The sequence below is a fragment of the Halobacillus halophilus genome, assembly GCF_020171985.1.
In the GTDB taxonomy this organism is placed as follows: Bacteria; Bacillota; Bacilli; order Bacillales; family Halobacillaceae; genus Halobacillus; species Halobacillus halophilus_A.
In genome coordinates this window covers 1-19,956 of sequence record NZ_JAIVAL010000018.1, presented here as the reverse complement: position 1 = coordinate 19,956, position 19,956 = coordinate 1, and the positions used below count along the sequence as shown (strand labels likewise).

At 41.8% G+C, this 19,956-nt stretch carries 23 protein-coding genes and 1 rRNA gene; 1 reads left to right on the top strand and 23 read right to left on the bottom strand.

The window, feature by feature from the left end:
• Window positions 1-113 precede the first annotated feature (113 nt).
• From spoVG to metG, 11 genes are all read right to left on the bottom strand, one after another.
• On the bottom strand, window positions 114-413 hold the full coding sequence (gene spoVG, locus LCM11_RS19955) for a septation regulator SpoVG (RefSeq protein ID WP_041601130.1): 300 nt from the start codon (window positions 411-413) through the stop codon (window positions 114-116).
• Between the two features lie 582 nt (window positions 414-995).
• Window positions 996-1,814: a pur operon repressor gene (gene purR / locus LCM11_RS19950; protein WP_224895976.1), complete on the bottom strand. Its 819-nt coding sequence runs from the start codon at window positions 1,812-1,814 to the stop codon at window positions 996-998.
• Window positions 1,815-1,875: 61 nt separating this feature from the next.
• The gene (gene ispE / locus LCM11_RS19945; RefSeq protein WP_224895975.1) at window positions 1,876-2,742 is read right to left on the bottom strand and encodes a 4-(cytidine 5'-diphospho)-2-C-methyl-D-erythritol kinase; all 867 of its coding nucleotides are present in this window, start codon (window positions 2,740-2,742) and stop codon (window positions 1,876-1,878) included.
• Window positions 2,743-3,463: 721 nt separating this feature from the next.
• A complete protein-coding gene (locus LCM11_RS19940; protein ID WP_224895974.1) occupies window positions 3,464-3,646 on the bottom strand; it encodes a small, acid-soluble spore protein, alpha/beta type in 183 nt (60 codons plus the stop codon).
• 139 nt (window positions 3,647-3,785) lie between these two features.
• Window positions 3,786-4,046, bottom strand: a complete 261-nt coding sequence (gene veg / locus LCM11_RS19935; RefSeq protein ID WP_014641354.1) for a biofilm formation stimulator Veg — start codon at window positions 4,044-4,046, stop codon at window positions 3,786-3,788.
• Window positions 4,047-4,326: 280 nt separating this feature from the next.
• Window positions 4,327-5,202: a sporulation peptidase YabG gene (yabG, locus tag LCM11_RS19930; RefSeq protein WP_224895973.1), complete on the bottom strand. Its 876-nt coding sequence runs from the start codon at window positions 5,200-5,202 to the stop codon at window positions 4,327-4,329.
• 62 nt (window positions 5,203-5,264) lie between these two features.
• Window positions 5,265-6,143 carry a 16S rRNA (adenine(1518)-N(6)/adenine(1519)-N(6))-dimethyltransferase RsmA gene (rsmA, locus tag LCM11_RS19925; RefSeq protein ID WP_224895972.1) on the bottom strand — a complete coding sequence of 293 codons (879 nt, stop codon included), beginning with the start codon at window positions 6,141-6,143 and terminating at the stop codon, window positions 5,265-5,267.
• Entirely contained in the window at window positions 6,136-6,696 is a 561-nt protein-coding gene (gene rnmV, locus LCM11_RS19920) for a ribonuclease M5 (protein WP_224895971.1), read from the bottom strand. Before rnmV ends, rsmA begins: the two co-directional genes overlap by 8 nt.
• A 93-nt stretch (window positions 6,697-6,789) precedes the next feature.
• Window positions 6,790-8,106 (bottom strand): G5 and 3D domain-containing protein, encoded by a 1,317-nt coding sequence (locus LCM11_RS19915; RefSeq protein WP_224895970.1) that lies wholly within the window; start codon window positions 8,104-8,106, stop codon window positions 6,790-6,792.
• 209 nt (window positions 8,107-8,315) lie between these two features.
• Window positions 8,316-9,086, bottom strand: coding sequence for a TatD family hydrolase (locus LCM11_RS19910; RefSeq protein WP_224895969.1), 771 nt, complete (start codon window positions 9,084-9,086; stop codon window positions 8,316-8,318).
• Between the two features lie 77 nt (window positions 9,087-9,163).
• Window positions 9,164-11,119, bottom strand: coding sequence for a methionine--tRNA ligase (gene metG / locus LCM11_RS19905; RefSeq protein ID WP_224895968.1), 1,956 nt, complete (start codon window positions 11,117-11,119; stop codon window positions 9,164-9,166).
• A gap of 425 nt (window positions 11,120-11,544) precedes the next feature.
• On the opposite strand from metG, the gene LCM11_RS19900 reads away from it, so the two are divergent.
• Window positions 11,545-11,820, top strand: coding sequence for an AbrB/MazE/SpoVT family DNA-binding domain-containing protein (locus LCM11_RS19900; RefSeq protein WP_014641347.1), 276 nt, complete (start codon window positions 11,545-11,547; stop codon window positions 11,818-11,820).
• Window positions 11,821-11,931: 111 nt separating this feature from the next.
• Here the strand turns inward: LCM11_RS19900 and rsmI are convergent, their stop codons facing one another.
• The 12 genes from rsmI to rrf all read right to left on the bottom strand — a co-directional run bounded on the left by rsmI (window position 11,932) and on the right by rrf (window position 19,951).
• Window positions 11,932-12,813 carry a 16S rRNA (cytidine(1402)-2'-O)-methyltransferase gene (gene rsmI, locus LCM11_RS19895; RefSeq protein ID WP_224895967.1) on the bottom strand — a complete coding sequence of 294 codons (882 nt, stop codon included), beginning with the start codon at window positions 12,811-12,813 and terminating at the stop codon, window positions 11,932-11,934.
• Complete coding sequence (locus LCM11_RS19890) at window positions 12,791-13,081, bottom strand: GIY-YIG nuclease family protein (protein WP_224895966.1); 291 nt, start codon at window positions 13,079-13,081, stop codon at window positions 12,791-12,793. Before LCM11_RS19890 ends, rsmI begins: the two co-directional genes overlap by 23 nt.
• The gene (locus LCM11_RS19885; RefSeq protein ID WP_224895965.1) at window positions 13,071-13,814 is read right to left on the bottom strand and encodes a tRNA1(Val) (adenine(37)-N6)-methyltransferase; all 744 of its coding nucleotides are present in this window, start codon (window positions 13,812-13,814) and stop codon (window positions 13,071-13,073) included. Before LCM11_RS19885 ends, LCM11_RS19890 begins: the two co-directional genes overlap by 11 nt.
• 454 nt (window positions 13,815-14,268) lie before the next feature.
• Entirely contained in the window at window positions 14,269-14,619 is a 351-nt protein-coding gene (gene yabA, locus LCM11_RS19880; protein WP_041601128.1) for a DNA replication initiation control protein YabA, read from the bottom strand.
• A gap of 16 nt (window positions 14,620-14,635) precedes the next feature.
• Window positions 14,636-15,463: a stage 0 sporulation family protein gene (locus tag LCM11_RS19875; protein WP_224895964.1), complete on the bottom strand. Its 828-nt coding sequence runs from the start codon at window positions 15,461-15,463 to the stop codon at window positions 14,636-14,638.
• An 8-nt stretch (window positions 15,464-15,471) separates the two neighbouring features.
• Entirely contained in the window at window positions 15,472-16,458 is a 987-nt protein-coding gene (gene holB / locus LCM11_RS19870; RefSeq protein WP_224895963.1) for a DNA polymerase III subunit delta', read from the bottom strand.
• Window positions 16,459-16,473: 15 nt separating this feature from the next.
• Window positions 16,474-16,914: a YaaR family protein gene (locus LCM11_RS19865; protein WP_224895962.1), complete on the bottom strand. Its 441-nt coding sequence runs from the start codon at window positions 16,912-16,914 to the stop codon at window positions 16,474-16,476.
• A gap of 19 nt (window positions 16,915-16,933) precedes the next feature.
• Entirely contained in the window at window positions 16,934-17,263 is a 330-nt protein-coding gene (locus LCM11_RS19860) for a cyclic-di-AMP receptor (RefSeq protein ID WP_014641339.1), read from the bottom strand.
• A gap of 49 nt (window positions 17,264-17,312) precedes the next feature.
• Window positions 17,313-17,948, bottom strand: coding sequence for a dTMP kinase (gene tmk / locus LCM11_RS19855; protein WP_224895961.1), 636 nt, complete (start codon window positions 17,946-17,948; stop codon window positions 17,313-17,315).
• Window positions 17,945-19,381 (bottom strand): aminotransferase class I/II-fold pyridoxal phosphate-dependent enzyme, encoded by a 1,437-nt coding sequence (locus tag LCM11_RS20540; protein ID WP_224895960.1) that lies wholly within the window; start codon window positions 19,379-19,381, stop codon window positions 17,945-17,947. Before LCM11_RS20540 ends, tmk begins: the two co-directional genes overlap by 4 nt.
• A 126-nt stretch (window positions 19,382-19,507) precedes the next feature.
• On the bottom strand, window positions 19,508-19,690 hold the full coding sequence (locus tag LCM11_RS19845) for a sigma factor G inhibitor Gin (protein ID WP_224895959.1): 183 nt from the start codon (window positions 19,688-19,690) through the stop codon (window positions 19,508-19,510).
• A 147-nt stretch (window positions 19,691-19,837) separates the two neighbouring features.
• Window positions 19,838-19,951: ribosomal RNA gene (gene rrf / locus LCM11_RS19840) — 5S ribosomal RNA — on the bottom strand.
• Window positions 19,952-19,956: the final 5 nt, after the last annotated feature.

The following is a 19,956-nucleotide window of genomic DNA, read 5'->3' as shown; positions in this document are numbered from 1 at the left end:
CTTGATTTCAACAATCCGTCCTTTTGTAAAAGGAGCTCTATAAAAAGAGTTTTTCCCCATCAAAAAGGAGTCTAACCTAAAATAAGGTCAGACTCCTTTGATCTTCGTAAGTATTAAGAAGCTCCAGCTTCTTCATATTCCACTTCTGATTGTTCCTCGTCGCCAGCACGTTCATAAGCTTCCAGCACAGCATCTTGAATTTTTCCACGTGTGCCAGAATTAATAGGGTGTGCAATGTCCCTGAACTCTCCATCAGGAGTACGTTTACTAGGCATCGCTACAAACAATCCATTGTTACCATCAATCACCCGTATGTCATGGACAACAAACTCCTGATCTAAGGTAATAGAAGCAATTGCTCGCATTCTTCCATCAGTATTCACGCGTCGCAGTCTTACGTCAGTTACTTCCATTATCATTCACCACCTTTTTTACAAAAGAACTTATGTATCTAAATTCCACAAAACGGTAAAAATTCCTGCAACTTTTATAAAAAAATTTCCTTTTCCTTAATTTTTCTTTTAAATCAACGGCTCTGTTAAACTTCCGTGTTGATTTTAAGGTAAAGCTCCCATTACTTGAAGACTCAGTTTCGAGATATTTGGGGTCCGTTACGATATTTGGGAGAAGGGCTGGTTGGGAAATAACTCGTCTTGTTCTATCACCCAGACACTCGAGACATAAGCCATTCATCAACGGACGGAAAGACCACCGCCCTTTTGATGCTCGGCTTATGCTGGTCGTGTCTTTCGGGGTGATGCCACATTTAACACTTTCCTATGGCCCTACACGACGTAGGGTCGATCGACGTTGCCACAGGACGTGGCGACTTTAGTCGATCCTCCCCACGGAAAGCGAGCCGTTCCCTGGAGCCCCTTCTCCACCCAATATATCGAAACTGAGTCTTCCACAATCCGGCCCTATTGCGTAATAAGCCTTATGAAAATCTCAAATCAAAAAAAGAAAGTCCCGAACAAGTCAGGACTTTCTTGAGACTATAAATAATTAAGAAGATTTCCGGGAATAACTTCAATGGAGCCTTTGCGGTCATCTGCATTCAAGATTTGAACAAGTGAAATGTAATCATCCACCACTCGTTCTTCATCCTCATCTTCTGCTTCGGCTAAAACGCCGATACCGACTACCTCAGCATTGAATTCATTGAGAAGATTCTTCATTCCGCTGATTGTTCCTCCAGCTTTCATGAAATCATCTATGATACAAACTTTAGAGCCTTCTTTTAAAGATCGTTTTGTTAAAACCATGGTCTGAATCTTCCGCGTTGAACCGGACACATAATTAATGCTAAGAGTAGATCCTTCGGTAACTTTAGGATCTCTTCTAGCAATCACGACCGGGACATTCAAATACGATGCAACGGCATAGGCAAGCGGAATGCCTTTTGTCGCGACCGTAATAATAGCATCAATATCTCTGTCTCTGAATGCAGAAGCAAACAACCGGCCGATGCTTCTTGTTGCTTCAGGATCCCCTAGGATGTCGCTCATAAATAAATAACCCCCAGGTAAAAGCCGCTCCGGATCTTCTAATCGTCTGCAAAGCTTGTGAACGAACTCCTCGCTGTACTCTTTAGAAAATGCCGGAATATATTTAACTCCTCCTGAAGCTCCAGAAACAGACTCTAAGTAACCAATACCTTCATGTTGAAACATTTTATTTATAATGCCTAAATCCTCACTAATTGAGGATTTAGCTGCATCGTACTTCTCTGAGAAAAATGGCAGCGAGATCAATTCGCGCGGCCGATCAAGAATAAAATGAGTCATTGCAACCAACCGTTCACTTCTTTTCATTGGCAATACACCCCGAAATCCGAATATTAATAATAAATATATCAGATTTGTACGGGTTTTATCAAGTTCTTTCTTGATATCCAAGCATACGAACGACATATACTTCTGTACAGAAACCTTTTAAGCTGTTGTAAATCCTTTGAGCTCTTGCATCCGTATCGACTAAAGAAAAGACGGTTGGACCGCTTCCGCTCATCAACACCGCATCCGCTCCAGCCTGTCGCATCTGCTCTTTAATCTGTCCTACTTCTCTATGAAGATTGAGGGTTACTCCTTCGAGTGTATTTCCAACCTGTGCACAAATGGCATCAAAATCATAATTCATTAACGCTTCAATCATCGCATTGGTGTTGGGATGATGAGCATCAGCAAGGTTTAGATTCTGATAGACCGTCTGGGTAGAAACACCGAGAGGAGGCTTAGCTAACACTACCCAGCAAGGGGGAGGAGCTGGAAGAGGCGTAACCTTTTCCCCTCTCCCGGTCGCATGTGCGGTGCCACCGTAAAGACAGAAAGAAACATCAGAGCCAATTTCAGCTCCTAAAACGGCCAGTTCGTCCAGACTTTTATTTAAGCCCCACAAACGATTTACTCCACGAAGTACTGCTGCTGCATCACTGCTCCCTCCTGCGAGACCAGCAGCCACCGGAATATTCTTCTCAATAAAAATACGCACGCCCTGCTTAACTGAATAGTGATCTTTCATTAGTTTAGCTGCCCGATACGCAAGGTTACGTTCATCGTTTGGGACGAAACGACTTTCCGACTCTACACGTATGGAACCGTCCTTTAACGTATTCAACTCAATCCGGTCAGCAAGGTCCACAGTGGTCATCACCATCTCGACTTCATGGAACCCATCTTCACGTTTATGTAAGACGTCTAAAGACAAATTGATTTTAGCGGGAGCTTTCTCAAAAATTTGCATTCAAGCACCTCATCCTAACAGATTATCTTAGAGCATTGTACCATATTTTAAGGCGTTAGGCAGAGGACCTGAAATTTGCATATCTACAAGACTTTGGTAATCTCTGCGTTGATTTTAAAGAAAAGCTCCCATAACTTGAAGACTCAGTTTCGAGATATTTGAAGAGAGGGAAGGTCCTGCGGGGGACGATTTCGCTTTTCGCGGGCATGTGCTGAGCTTCCTCGGGCTTTAACAGCCCTGCGGGATCTCACCGATCATGTTCATCCCGCAGAAGTCTTCATCGTCCCCCTCCGGACCTTGCGAAATAGGGAGTTCGAAATCATGTTTGAAACGTCCAGCCTTATGACTCAGATAAACGTATAACAATTAGCGTATACGTGTAGATAATCACTGCTATAGAAGCATTTGAGGCGGATCAAGCATCTCCCTACCGCTTATAGAAGGGTCCGTTCACCCTTTCATCATAGGATGGCGGAGGAAACGACGAGACTCCCGCGGGAGAAGGAGCTAGGCGAGACCCCACAGGGAGTGATAACGACTGAGGAGGCTTGCCAGTTCCCCCGCAGGAAAGCGAGTTGTTTCCGTAGCCAGCCCCTCTCTATATCAGCAACGGACCTAAGATATCTCGAAACTGAGTCTTCAAGTAACCGGCCCTATTGTTGAATATGGCCAGATGTAAAAAAGCTCCTTAAAGCCTCTAGAGGCTTTAAGGAGCTATGATCTATTTTTGCTGTTCTCTTATCATCTGTTCTTGTGCTTTCTCTATCGCCCGTTTCACCATATTGCCGGCCTCGCGTGTCGTAATACCGCCCCAGCCATCTTTTTGAACCTTGTCGTAAAACCCAAGTTCTTTCGCGATCTCTTCTTTAAACGAATCGGACATCATACTTCTTCTGCGCCCCATCGTCTTCAGCTCCTTTCGCAACCACTAAAGCTACGACAAGGTTAGTATATGATTTTGTCAGGAAGCTATCCGAGAAATAATTGGATGATTTCACAGCTGTTCCCATTTTATAAAAAATAAAAAGCAGCAAACGTGGAGTTTACTGCTCAAGAGCCAAGGTCTGTAAATCATCGAAATTCAGTTCTACAGTCTCGGTAAGAACATCGGCATAGCTATAGGATACACGTTCAAAAGCATTTTCTTCCTGGTCCAGTTCAACAATAAAAACGGCTGGGTATGTTTCAGCCAGAATTCCTGAGCGTTCAATCGTTTTACGACGTCCCCCATTTGCTTTCAGGGTTAGACGTCTGCCAATTTGCCCTTCCAGGGATTGTTTGATTTCTACTAACGTTTTAGCCACTACACTCCACCTCACTGTTATTTATAGTACCACACAGATTGGACAAAGTCAAATAAAACTATAAATTATACCAATATGTCAAAATCCATGTCAACATAAAAATTTTATAGATGTTCTCTGCTAGGTTATCCAATAACAGGAAAAATATGTGACTTTCTTCAAAAAATGAAAAAGACCTTGCTTTTTCTCTTCTTTAGGCAGGTCTTCTACATGTGTGGACCAAACACACGTTAATTTGAGTATATGAGTGTTTCCGTTCAAATATAACTAATTGATGTCATTAGGAGGGATCTTCCGAATGTTCGGAATAAGGAATACCGATTCTCAAAAGGCCGCGGGTCTCCACTCCACCGAGCCCCTTTTCTCCACTAATTGTATTACGTATGACTTCCCAAATATTAATATGATCCATAAAAGAAGTGTAAGCTACTCGTGCGGCGACATATACGGGATCAATGGCATGTATATTAACCCTTGAAGGTGAACTGGCAAAATTAGCTCCCGCTCTGATTAAAGATTCAAAATGCGATTGACAGGCTCCCGCAAAGATAACCATCTGGTCAAAATTCGGATACTTCTGCCTTATATTCCTAACCGCCTCCACGAAAAAACGCGAGTGGCGATATGCTTCAAGCTCCCTTACAGAACCTTTAGTCTTTGAATAAGCATCATGGCCTGTAAGCACCACAATTTCCGGCTGGACTTTCTCTATAAGCCCCATTACCTGCTCCGGCATTTCTTTTTCATGCATATATTGACCATGAACCTGTATTCCCAGCTCTTCATAAAGAGCAATACATTTCTTCAGGAAAAGAGGGTCTCCATCTATATGAAGTACACGGGGAGGAATTTGAAAGTATTTAGCATCCTTCCCTGTTGCATAACCACTCTCAGCCTGGGAATCCCGTTTCTCTTTTAGAAGCCGATAATCCTGTTTAAAGAGTCTGTAAGAAAAAGCTTCCTGCTCATCTACTTCTACTTTTCTTCTGTGGTATTCGTCTCCACTCACTTTTTCTAAATCCTCAAGGGGCGCATCCGCTTCTAAGCGGATATGTTCTCCCATGAGTTTAACAAGTGGTTTATCACAATTTTTCACACGGAAAATGATGTCATGCTGATACGACTTTCTTGTAACAAGATCTCCTTTTGTTATCATGGTTCACCCACCTCACAAAGAGCACTACATTAGTGTATGTGAGTTTGGCTGCCCTGTGTCATTTAGATGGATTCTGCATAAAAAACATTTGCTAATCGAGCAAACTCTTCCATCGTTAATGATTCTCCACGGCGTCCAGGATCAATATCAGCGCTCTGCAGACGCTGTCGAATTTCTTCTTTATCCATTTTACCTTTAAAATGCCGGGCTAAGTTATTCATTAAAGTTTTGCGACGCTGGCCAAATGTTGCTCTGGCGATCTCAAAAAAGAAATTCTCATCTTTCACTTCAACAGGAGGCTGGTCGCGCATTTTAAGGTGAAGTACAGAAGAATCTACATTAGGCTGCGGCATAAACACGGTCTTAGGTACGTTCATGGATACATGAGCTTCGGTATAATACTGTACCGCTATAGAAAGCGAACCATAGCTTTTGGTATTTGGTTCAGCAGCCATACGGTCGGCTACTTCTTTTTGGATCATCACCGTGATACTGTCAATCGGAAGCTGATCCATCAGCAGTTTCATTAATATTGGAGTCGTAATGTAATAGGGAAGATTCGCTACGACGTGGATTTCCTGTCCTTCATGAAAGGTATTCTTAATAACGCTTGTCACATCAGCTTCTAATATGTCCTGATTGATAATGTGTACATTATCGTAAGCACTCAGCGTATCTTCAAGAATGGGGAGCAGACGCTGGTCAATTTCAAAAGCAGCCACCCGGTCGGCATGAATAGCCAGTTGTTCAGTCAGAGCTCCAATCCCTGGGCCTATTTCAATGGCACCTACAGAATGATCAATCCCTGCATGCTCGATAATATTCTTCAATATATTTACATCTATTAAGAAATTTTGGCCCAGACTTTTCTTAAAAGAAAATCCATACGTTTCTAATATTTCCTTTGTCCGCGTGGGCGTGGCGACTGCTTTATTATTCATTGCTTTCCTCCTCTATAATACGCTGCATTGCCTCTTCTAATTGCTCTAGAGTGATTTGAAACATATTTAATCGGCGCAGCAATTGTTTACCATTGGTTTTGCCTATATGAAGTTCAATCCCTAACTTTTCCCTTCGTTTTCTGGCAGAAGGCCCTCCAATCAGGCCATAATCAATTAAATCCTCTTTGGTGATATAACCTTCGGAGAGTTCCATTAGTTCATACACAGAGCTCAATGCTTCTTGAATATCATCTACAGTGGCATGTTCAATTCCGACCCCTTTATCACGTTTGGCACGCGCCAAGTGCTTAGGTAAAAAAGCATGCTTGCAGCCAGGAACGTATTGATCTACGATGTGTCGAATCCGCTCTCCGGGAAAATCAGGATCCGTAAAGATGATAACCCCTCGTTTAGCCTGAGCATGGCTGATCTGCTCTAACACCTCTTCGTCAATAGCAGATCCATTCGTTTCAATGGTGTCGGCCTCCACGGCTTCACGAATTCTTGCCGTATCATCTTTTCCCTCCACTACAATGACTTCTTTTATTTTCAACTTTTTTTCCTCCTGTTTATTCACCTCAATTAATCTTTTCATAGCATACCACGAGTGTATAACGGAAAAAAAGCAGAGGAAAGATACCTCTGCTTAGTCCAGAACTTTGACCTTAACTTGCTGCCGGCCGAAGCTTAGTGCTTGTTCCTTATCTGGAACGAAAAGATCTATACGTTTACCATTAATCGCACCACCCGTATCTCCTGCTACAGCATATCCGTAGCCTTCTACCCAGACACGGCTTCCCAAAGGAATCACATCCGGATCTACGGCTACCACTTTTTTATCTGGATTGCCGTTTAGATTTATACCAGTAGCGGTTACTCCTGAACAGCCAGTGCATTGGGCAGTGTATGCCGTAGCATGCATATAAAGAGTCTCTTCTTTATTACTTTGACTGTCCCTGGAGGCTGCCGTTACTTCTTCATATGTTGAGCGATTCGAAGGTTTTTTTGAATTTTCTGTTTGAATGGTTGACTTAGGGGCGGATTGACTGGCTGTTCGGCGAGAAAGGTCAGCGTTATCAGTCTCCGAAACTTTAGTCACTTTTTCTGTTTTTGTTCCAATAGCAACCACTTGATTACGGCTTTCTTTTTCCACCGTCTCTTCCAACAATTCACGAGCAGCTACCTCACCGTTTTTAAGAGTTACCTCAAATTTTTGGGTGATTAGTCCGTCTTCTCCATAACGTAACGTACGTTTTTCCCCCTTCGGAAGCGAATCGTCTTTCCGGGTTTCTACAGAATAATCGATCTTCTTATCTTTATAATCTGTCACTTTTTCAACCCGTGTCACATGTACGGGTAAATCTGCTGTTAACGTTTCATTAAGGGCAGGCTTTAATTCATCTAATGGGGAAAGGGTTATTTTCTGCTCGTTTAGAACCTCTTCAACAGTGGAAGCTGTAGTCCATACTTCTTTTTCAACGCCACCGTCGTCTATAACGACAGGAATAGCCTGTCTTACGGTTATATGCATGTCATTTTTAATAGAAGCTGGTTTAGAATGCGAAATTAAATCTCGCTCTTGAAAACTCAGCCCTTCTTTTACAAAAAATTCTCCTACTGTTGCGGCCGTAGTATGGTAAGTCTTAGCCGGTTGCTCATCAATAGCTATCGACAAGGATTTAGAAGCTATGTATTGAATGTCCATCCCGTATGATACGGGTTCTGTGAGTTTATGCGAAAGTTCGTCATTAGGTTTAACTTTTATTTCAAGTTCAGTCAGCAGATCACCGACCGTATTAGAATGAGTACGAATGATTCCAGACTTGCCGTTTTCTGTGAGTTGTACAGAAGCTTTCGTAGCTTCGTAGGTTACCATTGATATAAAACATAAACTTATAATAGTTAATACAAGTATCCATGTTTCCTTATATCTGATCACGGATTGGAACGGGTTCGTCTTCATGTTCATCCTTCTTCCTCATTTTGAGTTTTTATGAATGGAGCTTATATGTAGTATTTAAAAAAGTAATTTTTACAGAGCAAATAAAAAAAGAAGCCAGCTTAGGTAGAGCTAGCTTCTTTATTATGCAATTTCCCATGAATAATTAACATAACAGTCATGTTACAGTTCAAGTACAAATGAGAGGTGTTTCTGTAACAATTGACCCTGTATTATGATTTAATACCAAAAAATTGAAGGGCGTTCGAGGTCGTCACTTCACTTACCTCTTCAAAGGTGATTTCTTTTAACTCAGCTATTTGTTCGGCCACCAGTTTTACGTATGCCGGCTCATTGCGCTTGCCTCGATTAGGATGAGGGGCAAGGAATGGGCAATCTGTTTCTACCAGCATGTGCTTCAAGTCTATCGCTTTAGCCACTTCTTTCGGAAGCTTGGCATTTTTAAAAGTGACTGGTCCTCCGAGAGAAATCATAAAGTTCATGTCTATACATTCGCGGGCCGTCTCCACTGGGCCGCTATAGCAATGCATAATTCCTCCTACTTCAGAAGCATCTTCTTCTTTTAATATTTCTACGATATCATCAGTCGCTTCACGATTATGAATAATAATGGGCATCTTCACTTTCTTAGCCAGACGGATTTGTTTTCGAAAGACCTCTTTTTGAACATCTTCCGGAGACTTGTCCCAATGGTAATCCAGCCCCATTTCTCCGATTGCCACAACTTTAGGATGAGAGGAGAGTTCTTCAATCCACTCAAGCTCCTTGTCTGACAAGTCAACGGCATCAACAGGGTGCCAGCCGACGGCCGCATAGATTTTCTCATGGCTTTCAGCAATTTCAATAGCTTTAGGGATCGTTTTATGATCAAAGCCAACGACTGTCATATACTCTACACCTGCATCATTGGCGCGTTGAATGGTAGCTTCCAAATCTTCCTCGAATTGATCCGCATTTAAGTGGACATGTGTATCAAAAAGCATAGAAATCCCCTTTCTTCTTCATTTGATAACAAAAAGGGAAAGCTTAGTCTGGCTCTCCCTTTCTGTCATCCCTTCAGTTATTTCACTTTAGTGCCATTGCTTAACGTTTGATCAACAGAAGCTAAGGACAGTGTTCCCTGATCATCTTCACCGGCTAGGATCATTCCTTGAGATAGTTCGCCGCGAAGCTTCACAGGTTTCAAATTCGTGATGCAAATTACTTTTTTCCCAACGAGTTGTTCCGGAGTATAATGTTCAGCGATACCGGAAATGACCTGGCGTTTTTCATAACCAAGATCCAGCTGAATCTTTAATAATTTATCCGTTTTTTTCACTGGCTCTGCCTTAACGACTTCAGCCACGCGGAAATCCAGCTTCATGAAATCATCGATTGTGACTTCATCTGTTTCCGGCTTCTCTTTCTGCTCTTCTTCCTTAGGAGCAGCAGGCTTTTTCATCATATCTTTAATAATTTGTGTCTCTTCTTCCGCATCCAGGCGTGGGAAAATCGGGTCTTCTTTTTGAACGGCCGTGCCCGCTTCAATCGCGCCAAATTCGCTAAGACTCTGCCACGTTTTCTGTGCTTCTTCTTTTACACCAAGCTGTGTGAAAATACGCTCAGGTGTACGAGTTAAGAACGGCTGAAGCATAACCGCAATCTGACGCAGGGACTCTGTGAGATGAGCCATAACGTTACCTAGGCGATCTTTCTTGCTTTCATCTTTAGCCAGGATCCACGGCTGCGTCTCATCAATATATTTATTCGTACGACTGATAAACTTCCATAAGTCAGCCAGAGCTACTGAGAACTCCATGTTCTCAAGCGCATTCTCTACATTATGGCGGGTTTCAAGCGCAAGCTTTTCCAGACTCTGATCATATTCGTCTTCTCCAAGAATAAGTTCAGGAATTTGACCATCAAAGTATTTACTAACCATAGCCACCGTTCGATTGAGTAAATTCCCAAGGTCATTGGCCAGGTCATAGTTGGTTCGTTCTACGAATGCTTCCGGAGTGAAGACACCGTCAGATCCAAATGGAACTTCACGAAGCAGGTAGTAACGTAGTGCATCAAGACCATATCGTTCGCTTAGCTGTACAGGGTCTACCACATTCCCTTTAGATTTAGACATTTTTCCGTCTTTCATTAAAATCCAGCCGTGGGCAAAGACTTTTTTCGGGAGCGGAAGATCAAGCGCCATAAGCATAATAGGCCAGTAAATCGTATGGAATCGAACAATTTCTTTTCCTACAAGCTGAACATCAGCTGGCCAGAATTTTTGATAGCGCTCATCGTCTTCTGTATCGAATCCTAAAGCCGAAATATAGTTACTTAACGCATCAATCCATACATAAATAACGTGTTTTGCGTTACCTGGAACCTCTACTCCCCAGTCAAAAGTCGTCCGGGAAACAGCAAGATCTTCAAGACCAGGCTTAATGAAGTTATTGATCATTTCATTTTTTCGGCTTTCTGGCTGTATGAATGAAGGGTTGTTTTCATAGAATTCCAGTAGTTGATCTACGTAATTACTCATTTTAAAGAAGTAGGATTCTTCTTTAACCTTTTCAACTGGACCGCCGCAATCAGGGCAGTGACCCTCATCAAGCTGGCGTTCTGTGAAAAAGGATTCACATGAAGTACAATACCAGCCTTCATATTCATCTAAATAGATATCGCCTTTTTTCATTAAGTAATCAAAAATTTTCGTAACGACTTCTTTATGACGATCTTGGGTGGTACGAATAAAATCATCGTAAGAAATGTCGAGTTTATCCCATAAATCATTAATGCCGCTGACAATATCATCCACGTAAGCCTGGGGCTCTACCCCTTGTTCCTCTGCTTTACGCTGAATTTTCTGTCCATGCTCATCAGTACCAGTTAAATACATGACTTCGTATCCTTGCAATCGTTTATATCTTGCCATAGCATCACCGGCTACAGTCGTGTAAGCATGTCCGATATGCAGATTACCGCTAGGGTAATAAATCGGAGTGGTAATGTAAAAGGTCTTCTTTTCCTCAGGCATTATTTTCCCTCCTCTGATATTCCAAGCTGTGTAAGCTTCTATTCATTCATAATGGCTATTGTAACATTTTATCGAGTTATCTACTTTATTTCCATTCCTAACATTAAAATATACCGAACGAATTGGATAACTGTCAAAAAAAAGTTAAGATTATACATTTCACATCTGTCATTACTTTGGTAAAATTAAGTGTAATCAAAAGATGGTTATTTCAACCATTTTTGGTAGAGTAGAAAGTTTCAATTACTCGCACAGGCCTGCTCAGGTACTCAGTGACACCACCCAAAATACCCTAACCGGTATGTAAGGTTGGAAATAAACATCGGTTATAAGTAATTGACACGTTTGGGAATGGTTGGTACTATAATGGCGAGACATATGTCGAAACATGACGAAATAACTTTTGATTGAGGGGAGACAGAAAAATGAAATCTACAGGTATCGTACGTAAAGTTGACGAGTTAGGTCGTGTGGTAATTCCGATCGAACTACGTCGTACATTAGGAATTAATGAGAAGGACGCATTGGAAATTTATGTTGACGATGATCGCATCGTCCTTAAAAAGTACAAGCCTAACATGACTTGCCATGTTACGGGGGAAGTTTCTGATGAAAATATGAAACTAGCAAATGGCAATCTTGTGTTAAGCAAAGAAGGCGCGCAAATTCTCTTGCAGGAACTGCAGCAAAATCTTAAATAGATAAATAAACAAAGAGTGACGACATTGGTTAATAAAGAGAATAAAACAACTGGACATATGTTGTAATATAAAATCCCTTACTGTTCACAGGCCTGGCAGTAAGGGATTTCTTTATTCATGCACATGATAAGCCTGATAGACCTCTCGTTTGGATAATTTTCGATCCATAGATGTTTGTTTAATCGCCTGCTTGCTCTTCATTTGCTCTTTTTCCATGTAGTGTTCCACATGTTCAATAACGGATAAATGCGTCCACCAGAATGGATCCTCTTCTTCCTCTTCAAAGGAGGCCCCTTCAACAATGATGCAGAATTCTCCACGTATTTCCTCTTTAGCCGACCATTCAAGGAGCTCTTCCAAGTTTCCTCTTACGAATTCTTCATACCTTTTTGATAGTTCCCTCGCGATCGTCGCTTTTCGATTTCCCAATTGTTCATGGGTGTGGGAAAGCATTTCTTTCAAGCGGTGCGGTGATTCATAAAAGATTAAAGTCGCTTGTAAAGATTGCAGCTTTTCCAATTCTTCTATTCGGTCTTTTTTCTTACGTGGCAAAAAGCCACAAAAATAAAATTTTTCAGTAGAAATTCCAGAACCAGCCAGTGCAGGAAGAGCCGCATTTGCTCCCGGAAGCACGATTACAGGAATATCTCCTTCTATGCACTCTTTAACCAGATCTGATCCTGGATCGGAGATTCCCGGCATACCAGCATCACTCACTACGGCCAGCTGTTCTCCCTTCCTCATGCGTTCGACCAGCTGAGGGCCTCGTGTTTGTTTATTATGTTCATGATAACTGATTAATGGAGTTTGAATATCAAAATGATTCATCAATTTTTTCGTATTTCTTGTGTCCTCTGCCGCAATACCAGAAACCTCATTCAGAGTTGAGACAGCTCTAAACGTCATATCTTCTAAATTACCTATTGGGGTAGGAACAACATATAAAATTCCACTCTCTGATCCATCTTTCTTATAGCTTTTCTGTATTTTCACCTTGGATCTCTCCTTCTAGTGTTTCAGCAATCCATTGTTCTTTTTTCACACGAGACAACTGCTTTATTCGATATTCCTGCTGCAGAGCTTCTCGCTTAGTTTCGAATGATTTTGTATATTCAAGTTTAAAGGGGCCACGGCCGCGCGTGTACTTGGCGCCTTTTCCAACCTCATGCTTCTTTAAACGCGCTTCCAGATTGTTCGTATAGCCTGTATAAAGCGATTGATCACGGCAGCGCAGAATATACACGATATGATTATTCTCCATAAAGAATCTCCTTCAATTCAGAAGTGTATTCACCTTCGGAGGTAAGTGCATATAAAGGAGGCAGAATCTTAAGTCCTGGCTTGCCATCTCTGGTTCCTTCAATTAATAAAGTATTTGCTTCTTTTCCTTCCTTTGGATAAACGAGACGCATCCGTTTTGGCTCTAAACGGTGTTTTCGAAACAGTTCTATAATCTCCACCATTCGCTCCGGACGATGAACCATTGATACTTTACCCCCGGATTTAGCCAACCGGCTGCAAGCTTCGATAACCTCTTCAAGCGTGCAATAAATCTCATGACGGGCAATTGCCAAATGTTCGTTTATATTTTGCTCATCCATTTGAGGAGTAGGAAAATAAGGAGGGTTACAGGTAACCAGGTCAAATTTTCGATTGCCATATCGAGCGGGCATATCTTTTAAATCCCCATGAATCATGTCGAGCTGTGTGTGGAGCTTATTTAACTCGATATTCCGGCATGCCATGTCATATAATCTTTCCTGAATTTCCACACCGGTTATGGGTACTTCAGAACGGGTGGATAGAAATAAAGGAATGACGCCATTCCCTGTACAAAGGTCGAGAATCTTCCCTTTTGTTTTAGGTACATATGTAAAATCAGCCAGCAACACCGCATCGAGGGAAAAAGCAAATACCGTCGGACTTTGAATGATTCTCATATTTTGTTTTGCCAATAAAAAGTCAATTCGTTCATCATCATAAAGTTGTACCATCATGCTTGTTTCCTTTCTAACATATGAAAATTAATCAGATCTTCTTATATCATAGATGTTCCTAATAAGCTTATCATGGACATTTCTTATTTAATATAAAGCTCAGTTAATTATCCGTGTTGATTGTTAAAGAAAAGCTCCTTTTTGTTGAAGACTTGATTTCGAGATAACTAAGTCCAATACGTTTGATTGAGGAAAGGGCTGGTGGGGAAATGACTCGTCTTGTTCTATCACCCAGACACTCGAGACATAAGCCATTCATCAACGGACGGAAAGACCACCGCCCTTTTGATGCTCGGCTTATGCTGGTCGTGTCTTACGGGGTGATGCTACATTTGAACACTTTCCTATGGGGGAACGGTGAGCTTCTTATGAAATCAACAACTAGATTAAACATGTCTTAATATAAAGAGAGCCTTTCCTTGGAAGAGCAAGGAAAGGCTTGGACCTGGGATTACTTTTTCTTATTTAAAAAGGAGAGACAAAATAAGCAGTCTTCATCTCTCGGGCTTCCAAAGTGTAAATTACAAATGTGAAACCCCTCTTCATAAAGCCTGGCCAGGTTATCGTAACCTTCGCCTACAGCAGGACCGCGTTCCTGCTTTGTGCCTGAAGAAGCTTTTTGCTTTTCTGCTTCATGTTCTTTGTCTAAACGCTGCCGCAAGTGATGATTTTCAAGCGATAAATGCTGGTTTTCTTCTAGTAGATAAGCGAGCTGTTTTTTCAGATCACCGAGCTGTTCATAAAGCTCTCCTATTTGAGATTCTAAATGGGATACATGTTCGAATATAGCTTTTTTATTCACGCTTGACTCCACCCTCTTATTCTGCGGCTTCGGTTTGGACGACTCCTTCATCAATTAATTCCTGCAAGGAGTACTCAAGAACACGTTCTTTTTCTCTAAATTCGATTTGGACCATGCGCTCAAGCATATTTAATCCGACGACTTTCCCTTTCCCGAAGGAAGTAGAAATGTTCTCGCCTAGATCGGGAAGCTCCTTCTTAGCAGCTTCATAGTCGTCATTTTCATACTTAAGGCAGCACATGAGCCTCCCGCACAATCCTGAAATTTTCGCCGGATTTAACGAGAGATTCTGGTCTTTCGCCATTTTTATGGATACTGGTTCAAAATCACCCAGAAATGTTGAACAGCACAGCATGCGTCCGCATGGACCGATACCACCAAGCATTTTGGCTTCATCCCGGACTCCAATCTGGCGCAGCTCTATCCGGGTTTTAAATACGGAAGCTAAGTCTTTAACCAGTGTTCGGAAATCAACTCGGCCGTCCGCTGTAAAATAAAAAATTACTTTATTACGATCAAACGTATATTCTACGTCAACAAGATTCATGTCCAATTTATGTTCACGGATTTTCGCTTCGCAGACGCGATAAGCCTCTGCAGCGTTGTCGTTGTTTTCATCCACCGTCACCTTATCCTTATCATCCGCAATACGAATGACTTTCTTAAGTGGTAAGACTACGTCTTCTTCATCTACGGATTTATTAGCAATGACAACTTTTCCGAATTCAATACCGCGCACGGTTTCGACAATCACATAATCCTCTGTGGTCATTTTTAACTGTCCAGGGTCAAAATAATAAATTTTTCCCGCCTGTTTAAATCGGACACCTACAACTTCGATCATCCGGATCATCACCTCTGTAGTTGAAGGGTAAGTTGTTCCATCACTAAATTAGGATGGACATTTTGATTTATCTTTCGCTTCGCCTCAAGGATATAGGACAAACACTGCGCTGCTGACTGCCTCGACCACCTCATGGCCGCCTGCTCTAATTTCTCCCGTTCCGTTGTAAAGACGATGGAATTTTCCCGGTCCAAATAATAGTTAATTACATCCTGGAACCAGAGCATTAAGACATCAAGACCGCGCTGTAGCTGTTGTCTCTCTTTAAAGTGAGGCATCCACTGATGGTTGATAAATAGAAGTCCTTCATTTGGTTTATTTTGAAGCACTTCAATTAATTGTATCACTAATTTTCGCACATTAGCAAACCAATCATCGTCATTAATCTCCATAGCTTCTGTTAAATTATTGGTTAAAGAAGCTAATATTTTTGCGTTTGATTGCGACACGCCTTCTTCTATAAGTTTACTCTGCACTCGTTCTGGGTTGAGAGGCTGAAAAGCGAGAAGCTGACAGCGTGATCGTATCGTGTCCAGCATGGTCTGGCCACTTTCAGTTAGCAGCATGGCCGTAGTCTGCTGGCTCGGTTCTTCCAGAAACTTCAATAGACGGTTGGAAGCATTGGTTGTCATCCGATCGGCATCCACGATGATATAAACTTTGCGATTAGATTCCAAACCGGTATAAGTGAATTCTTTCTGAAGATGAAGGATTTGCTCTTTTTTAATGGATTGACCATCTGGTTCAATCCAATGAAGATCAGGATGATTTCCTGAATCTACTCTGTTACAATCCCGGCATGACTGACAGGGAACAGCCCCTTCACGAAATTTACAGAAGATACTTTTAGCAAAAAGAATGCTCATTTCCCTTTTCCCGGTTCCGCGATTTCCTTGAAATAAATAGGCATGCGAAATACGGTTCTTATGGAAGCTGTTCATTAGCATCTGAGCAGCTAAAGGTTGAATTTCTTTCATTTCTGTCCATGTCTGCATATTGTTCGTCCGTCCTTACGTATATAAATTAATGAGCAGACCTTTAATCTCTCCAATAAGTCCCAGTAAGTCGATAGTCTTCTTCTCCTCATCCATCACAGCTTCCGTAAGCTCGTCTAATTTCTCATCTACTGACTCTACGAGAGTTAGTTTGCTTGTTTGTCCATACTGATTCCAGCTGTGGGAATGTTTTAAGTTCATTCCATAATTGACGGATTCCTTAACGAAATCCTTGATTAGTCTCTTGTATTTAGCCAGGTCCCGAAAGGAACGAAACCTCGCTACGCGCTCTCCTTGAGCATTTATACTTTTAATAAGCTGGTTCAACTGAACTTCTTGAAGCTGCCTGGTTTGGGATTGAACAAGTTGATCAAATTGTGGTCTGCCTTGCGATTGCTGGGAAGCTTGCTTTTGGGCAGACTCCATTTGAGTTCTCATATCATGGGTGATTTTCATGTAAGGCGGCTCCTTTATGTTAAAACTGGAAAAAAGAATCGATAGGTAAAATAAAGACCGTAGCGCCACCGACCTCTACTTTTACAGGCTTTGGTATATAGGAATCGGCATTGCCACCCATTGGAGAAATAGGCGCAACCATTTGTTCACGCTGACTGCAGTTATTTCTTATGATTTCGAGAGCATCGTCCACTTCTCCGTCCTCACAGCCAATCATAAATGTGGTATTTCCTTCTCTCAGGAAACCACCTGTCGTAGATAATTTAGTGGTTTTAAAATCGTTCTCTGCTAAGGCATCGGTCAAACGATTACTATCTTTGTCCTGGACAACCGCAATGATCATTTTCATTGGATCGAACCCTCCTGTTGGGTATTTTATATCATTATAACAAAATTCATTATTTAACTTCGGGAAGATGGGTGCGAAGAACTTGATAAGCTGCGCTTTTTACCTTATCAAAAGGCTGCCCGGCATTGATTACTTTAATACGGTTTGGATACTTGCCGGCCAATTGATGGTAAGCATCGTAAACCTTTTGATGAAAATCTATTTCCTCAAGATCTAAACGATTCTGCTCTCTTCCTTTATTGGCTGCAATTCGGCTTAGTCCTTCACTCGGTTCTATATCAAAAAGAAGCGTAAGTTCAGGCATGCAATGTTCAATGGCAAAATCGTTTACTTTGTACACTTCATCCATTCCAAGCCCCCTCGCATACCCTTGATAGGCTAAGCTGGAATCAATGAAGCGGTCGCATAACACAATTTTCCCTTCCTGCAGCGCTGGCACTACCTTTTCTACTAAATGCTGTCTTCGTGCTGCTGCGTATAGAAGCGCCTCTGTACGAGCGTCCATGGCTGTGTGAGAAGTATCCAAAATTACATGCCTGATTTTTTCAGCGATTTCAATTCCGCCTGGTTCCCTTGTTTCAAGTACCTGATAACCTTCTTCACTCAATTCTTTTCCAATGGCATGCAGCATGGAAGACTTTCCTGCTCCTTCTCCGCCTTCAAATGTTACAAATAATCCCTTCACGACAATTCTCCTTTAACCACTCGTACTCCTTCTCCTATTCTATCATTTTGAAAACGGGCTCCTTGATCCAGAAGCGACTGGACTTGTTTTCTATGATGGTTAGATATACGCTCCCCTTTCATAAGTAAAGGGATTCCCGGAGGATATGGAATGACATCTTCAGCTGATACGTAACCTACAGCTTTAGACCAGTCAGCCCATTCTGATAGACTGTCTTCTAAATCAGAGTAGCTTATATCTAAGGTTTGAATTTTAGGAAACGATGGTTGTTCTATTTTTATTGTAGCACGCTTTTCTTTGTTTTTTAATTGCGAATCTACATCCTCCAGGCGCTGTTTTAAGACTTCCGCATCCAAGTGAGGACTTAACCCGAACGTTATTAATACTTGATCGGAAGTAGCAAGTTCAGGATAAATGTTAAGGTCCTCCAATACTTGAGCTATATCAAAACCGGTAAACTCCCTGGCTTCTAACGTCATCTTAAGAGGATCATCATAGACAGAAAGCGGCTTTACCTCCCACTGGCTCGTTGCTTTCTTAAAAATCTCTCTTACTTCATGAATAAAAGCCAGAGTAGATTGTAATTCGTTTTCCGTTCGCTGTGCTAAAAAATATCTGGCTAGATCAAGACTTGCCATCAATGGATAGGATGGACTGCTCGATTGCAGAAGCTTTAAATAGTGCTTTAATCTTAAAACGGGAATGCGGTCTTTCTGGCAATGTAGATACGAGCTCATTGTCATTGCTGGAGCCATTTTGTGGGCAGATTGAACAACCGCATCGGCCCCAGAGCGTAAAGCGGAGGTGGGAAAAGGATCTCCCAGCTGAAAGTGGACTCCGTGCGCCTCATCGACCAGCACTGGAAGATCATGCGCATGAATCGTTTCCACTACTCGATTTAAATCATATGTACGTCCAAAATAATCCGGATAGGTTAAGAACACAGCCTTCGCTTCAGGGTACCTGGTAATAGCCTGTTGAACCGATTCGGCCGAAAGCTTACTATACCGCCCCGTTTCCACTTCAAATTCAGGGGAAATAAAAACTGGATAAGCCCCTGCCAGTTCGATTCCATGTAATACTGACTGATGACTGTTTCTTTGCACAATAATTGTATCTCCACGTTTACATATAGCAAGAATCATCGCTACGTTTCCTGTTGTACTTCCATTTACTAAGAAAAAGGACGCATCACTGCCGAAATAACGGCTGGTTAAATGCTGCGCCTCAGCAATGACTCCCTCAGGAGAATGTAAATCATCAAGTCCTTCAATTTCAGTGGCATCTATGGATAAAATAGAATGGAAACTATCGTGACCTTTGTCCGGCCATACCTTTCCAAACTTATGGCCTGGAACGTGAAAGGTAATAGGATCCTGCTTCACATGATGAATTAACGCATCGTAAAGCGGCGTTTGATTTTGATCGTGCACTCGTATTCACCTACTTTTTTAATCTCTCATCCTATCGTACAGAAAACCCGGGCGAGGAGCAATTCGACCATAAAAAAATCACCTCATCCTAAATGAAGTGATTCTCTCATAGCTGCTAAGCTTTTTTTAAGAAAGGATCATGGACCGATGGGCTTTAGACATCTGATTGACGAAGAACTGGTATTTAGGATCATCGGTAGATGTCTCTATCATTTCTTTCTCACATGAAGCACAGATATAAACGCTTAATAAATAAATGCCGTCTCCCGTTTCCTTCGAACATATGCTACAGCACTCTTTACGACTCATATAAATTCCCTCCCTCTTCCTTCTAATCTTTTAACCAGGTACTATATTGATTTCTATTTCTAGTATCTCCGAATCTATCATTTATATACTTCTATCCTAAAAAAAGATACAAAAAAACCTTAGAATAAATTCTAAGGTTAACTATTGACGTGGCGGCGTCCTACTCTCACGGGGATCGACCCGACTACCATCGGCGCTGAAGAGCTTAACTTCTGTGTTCGGCATGGGAACAGGTGTGACCTCTTCGCCTTCACCACCACATCATA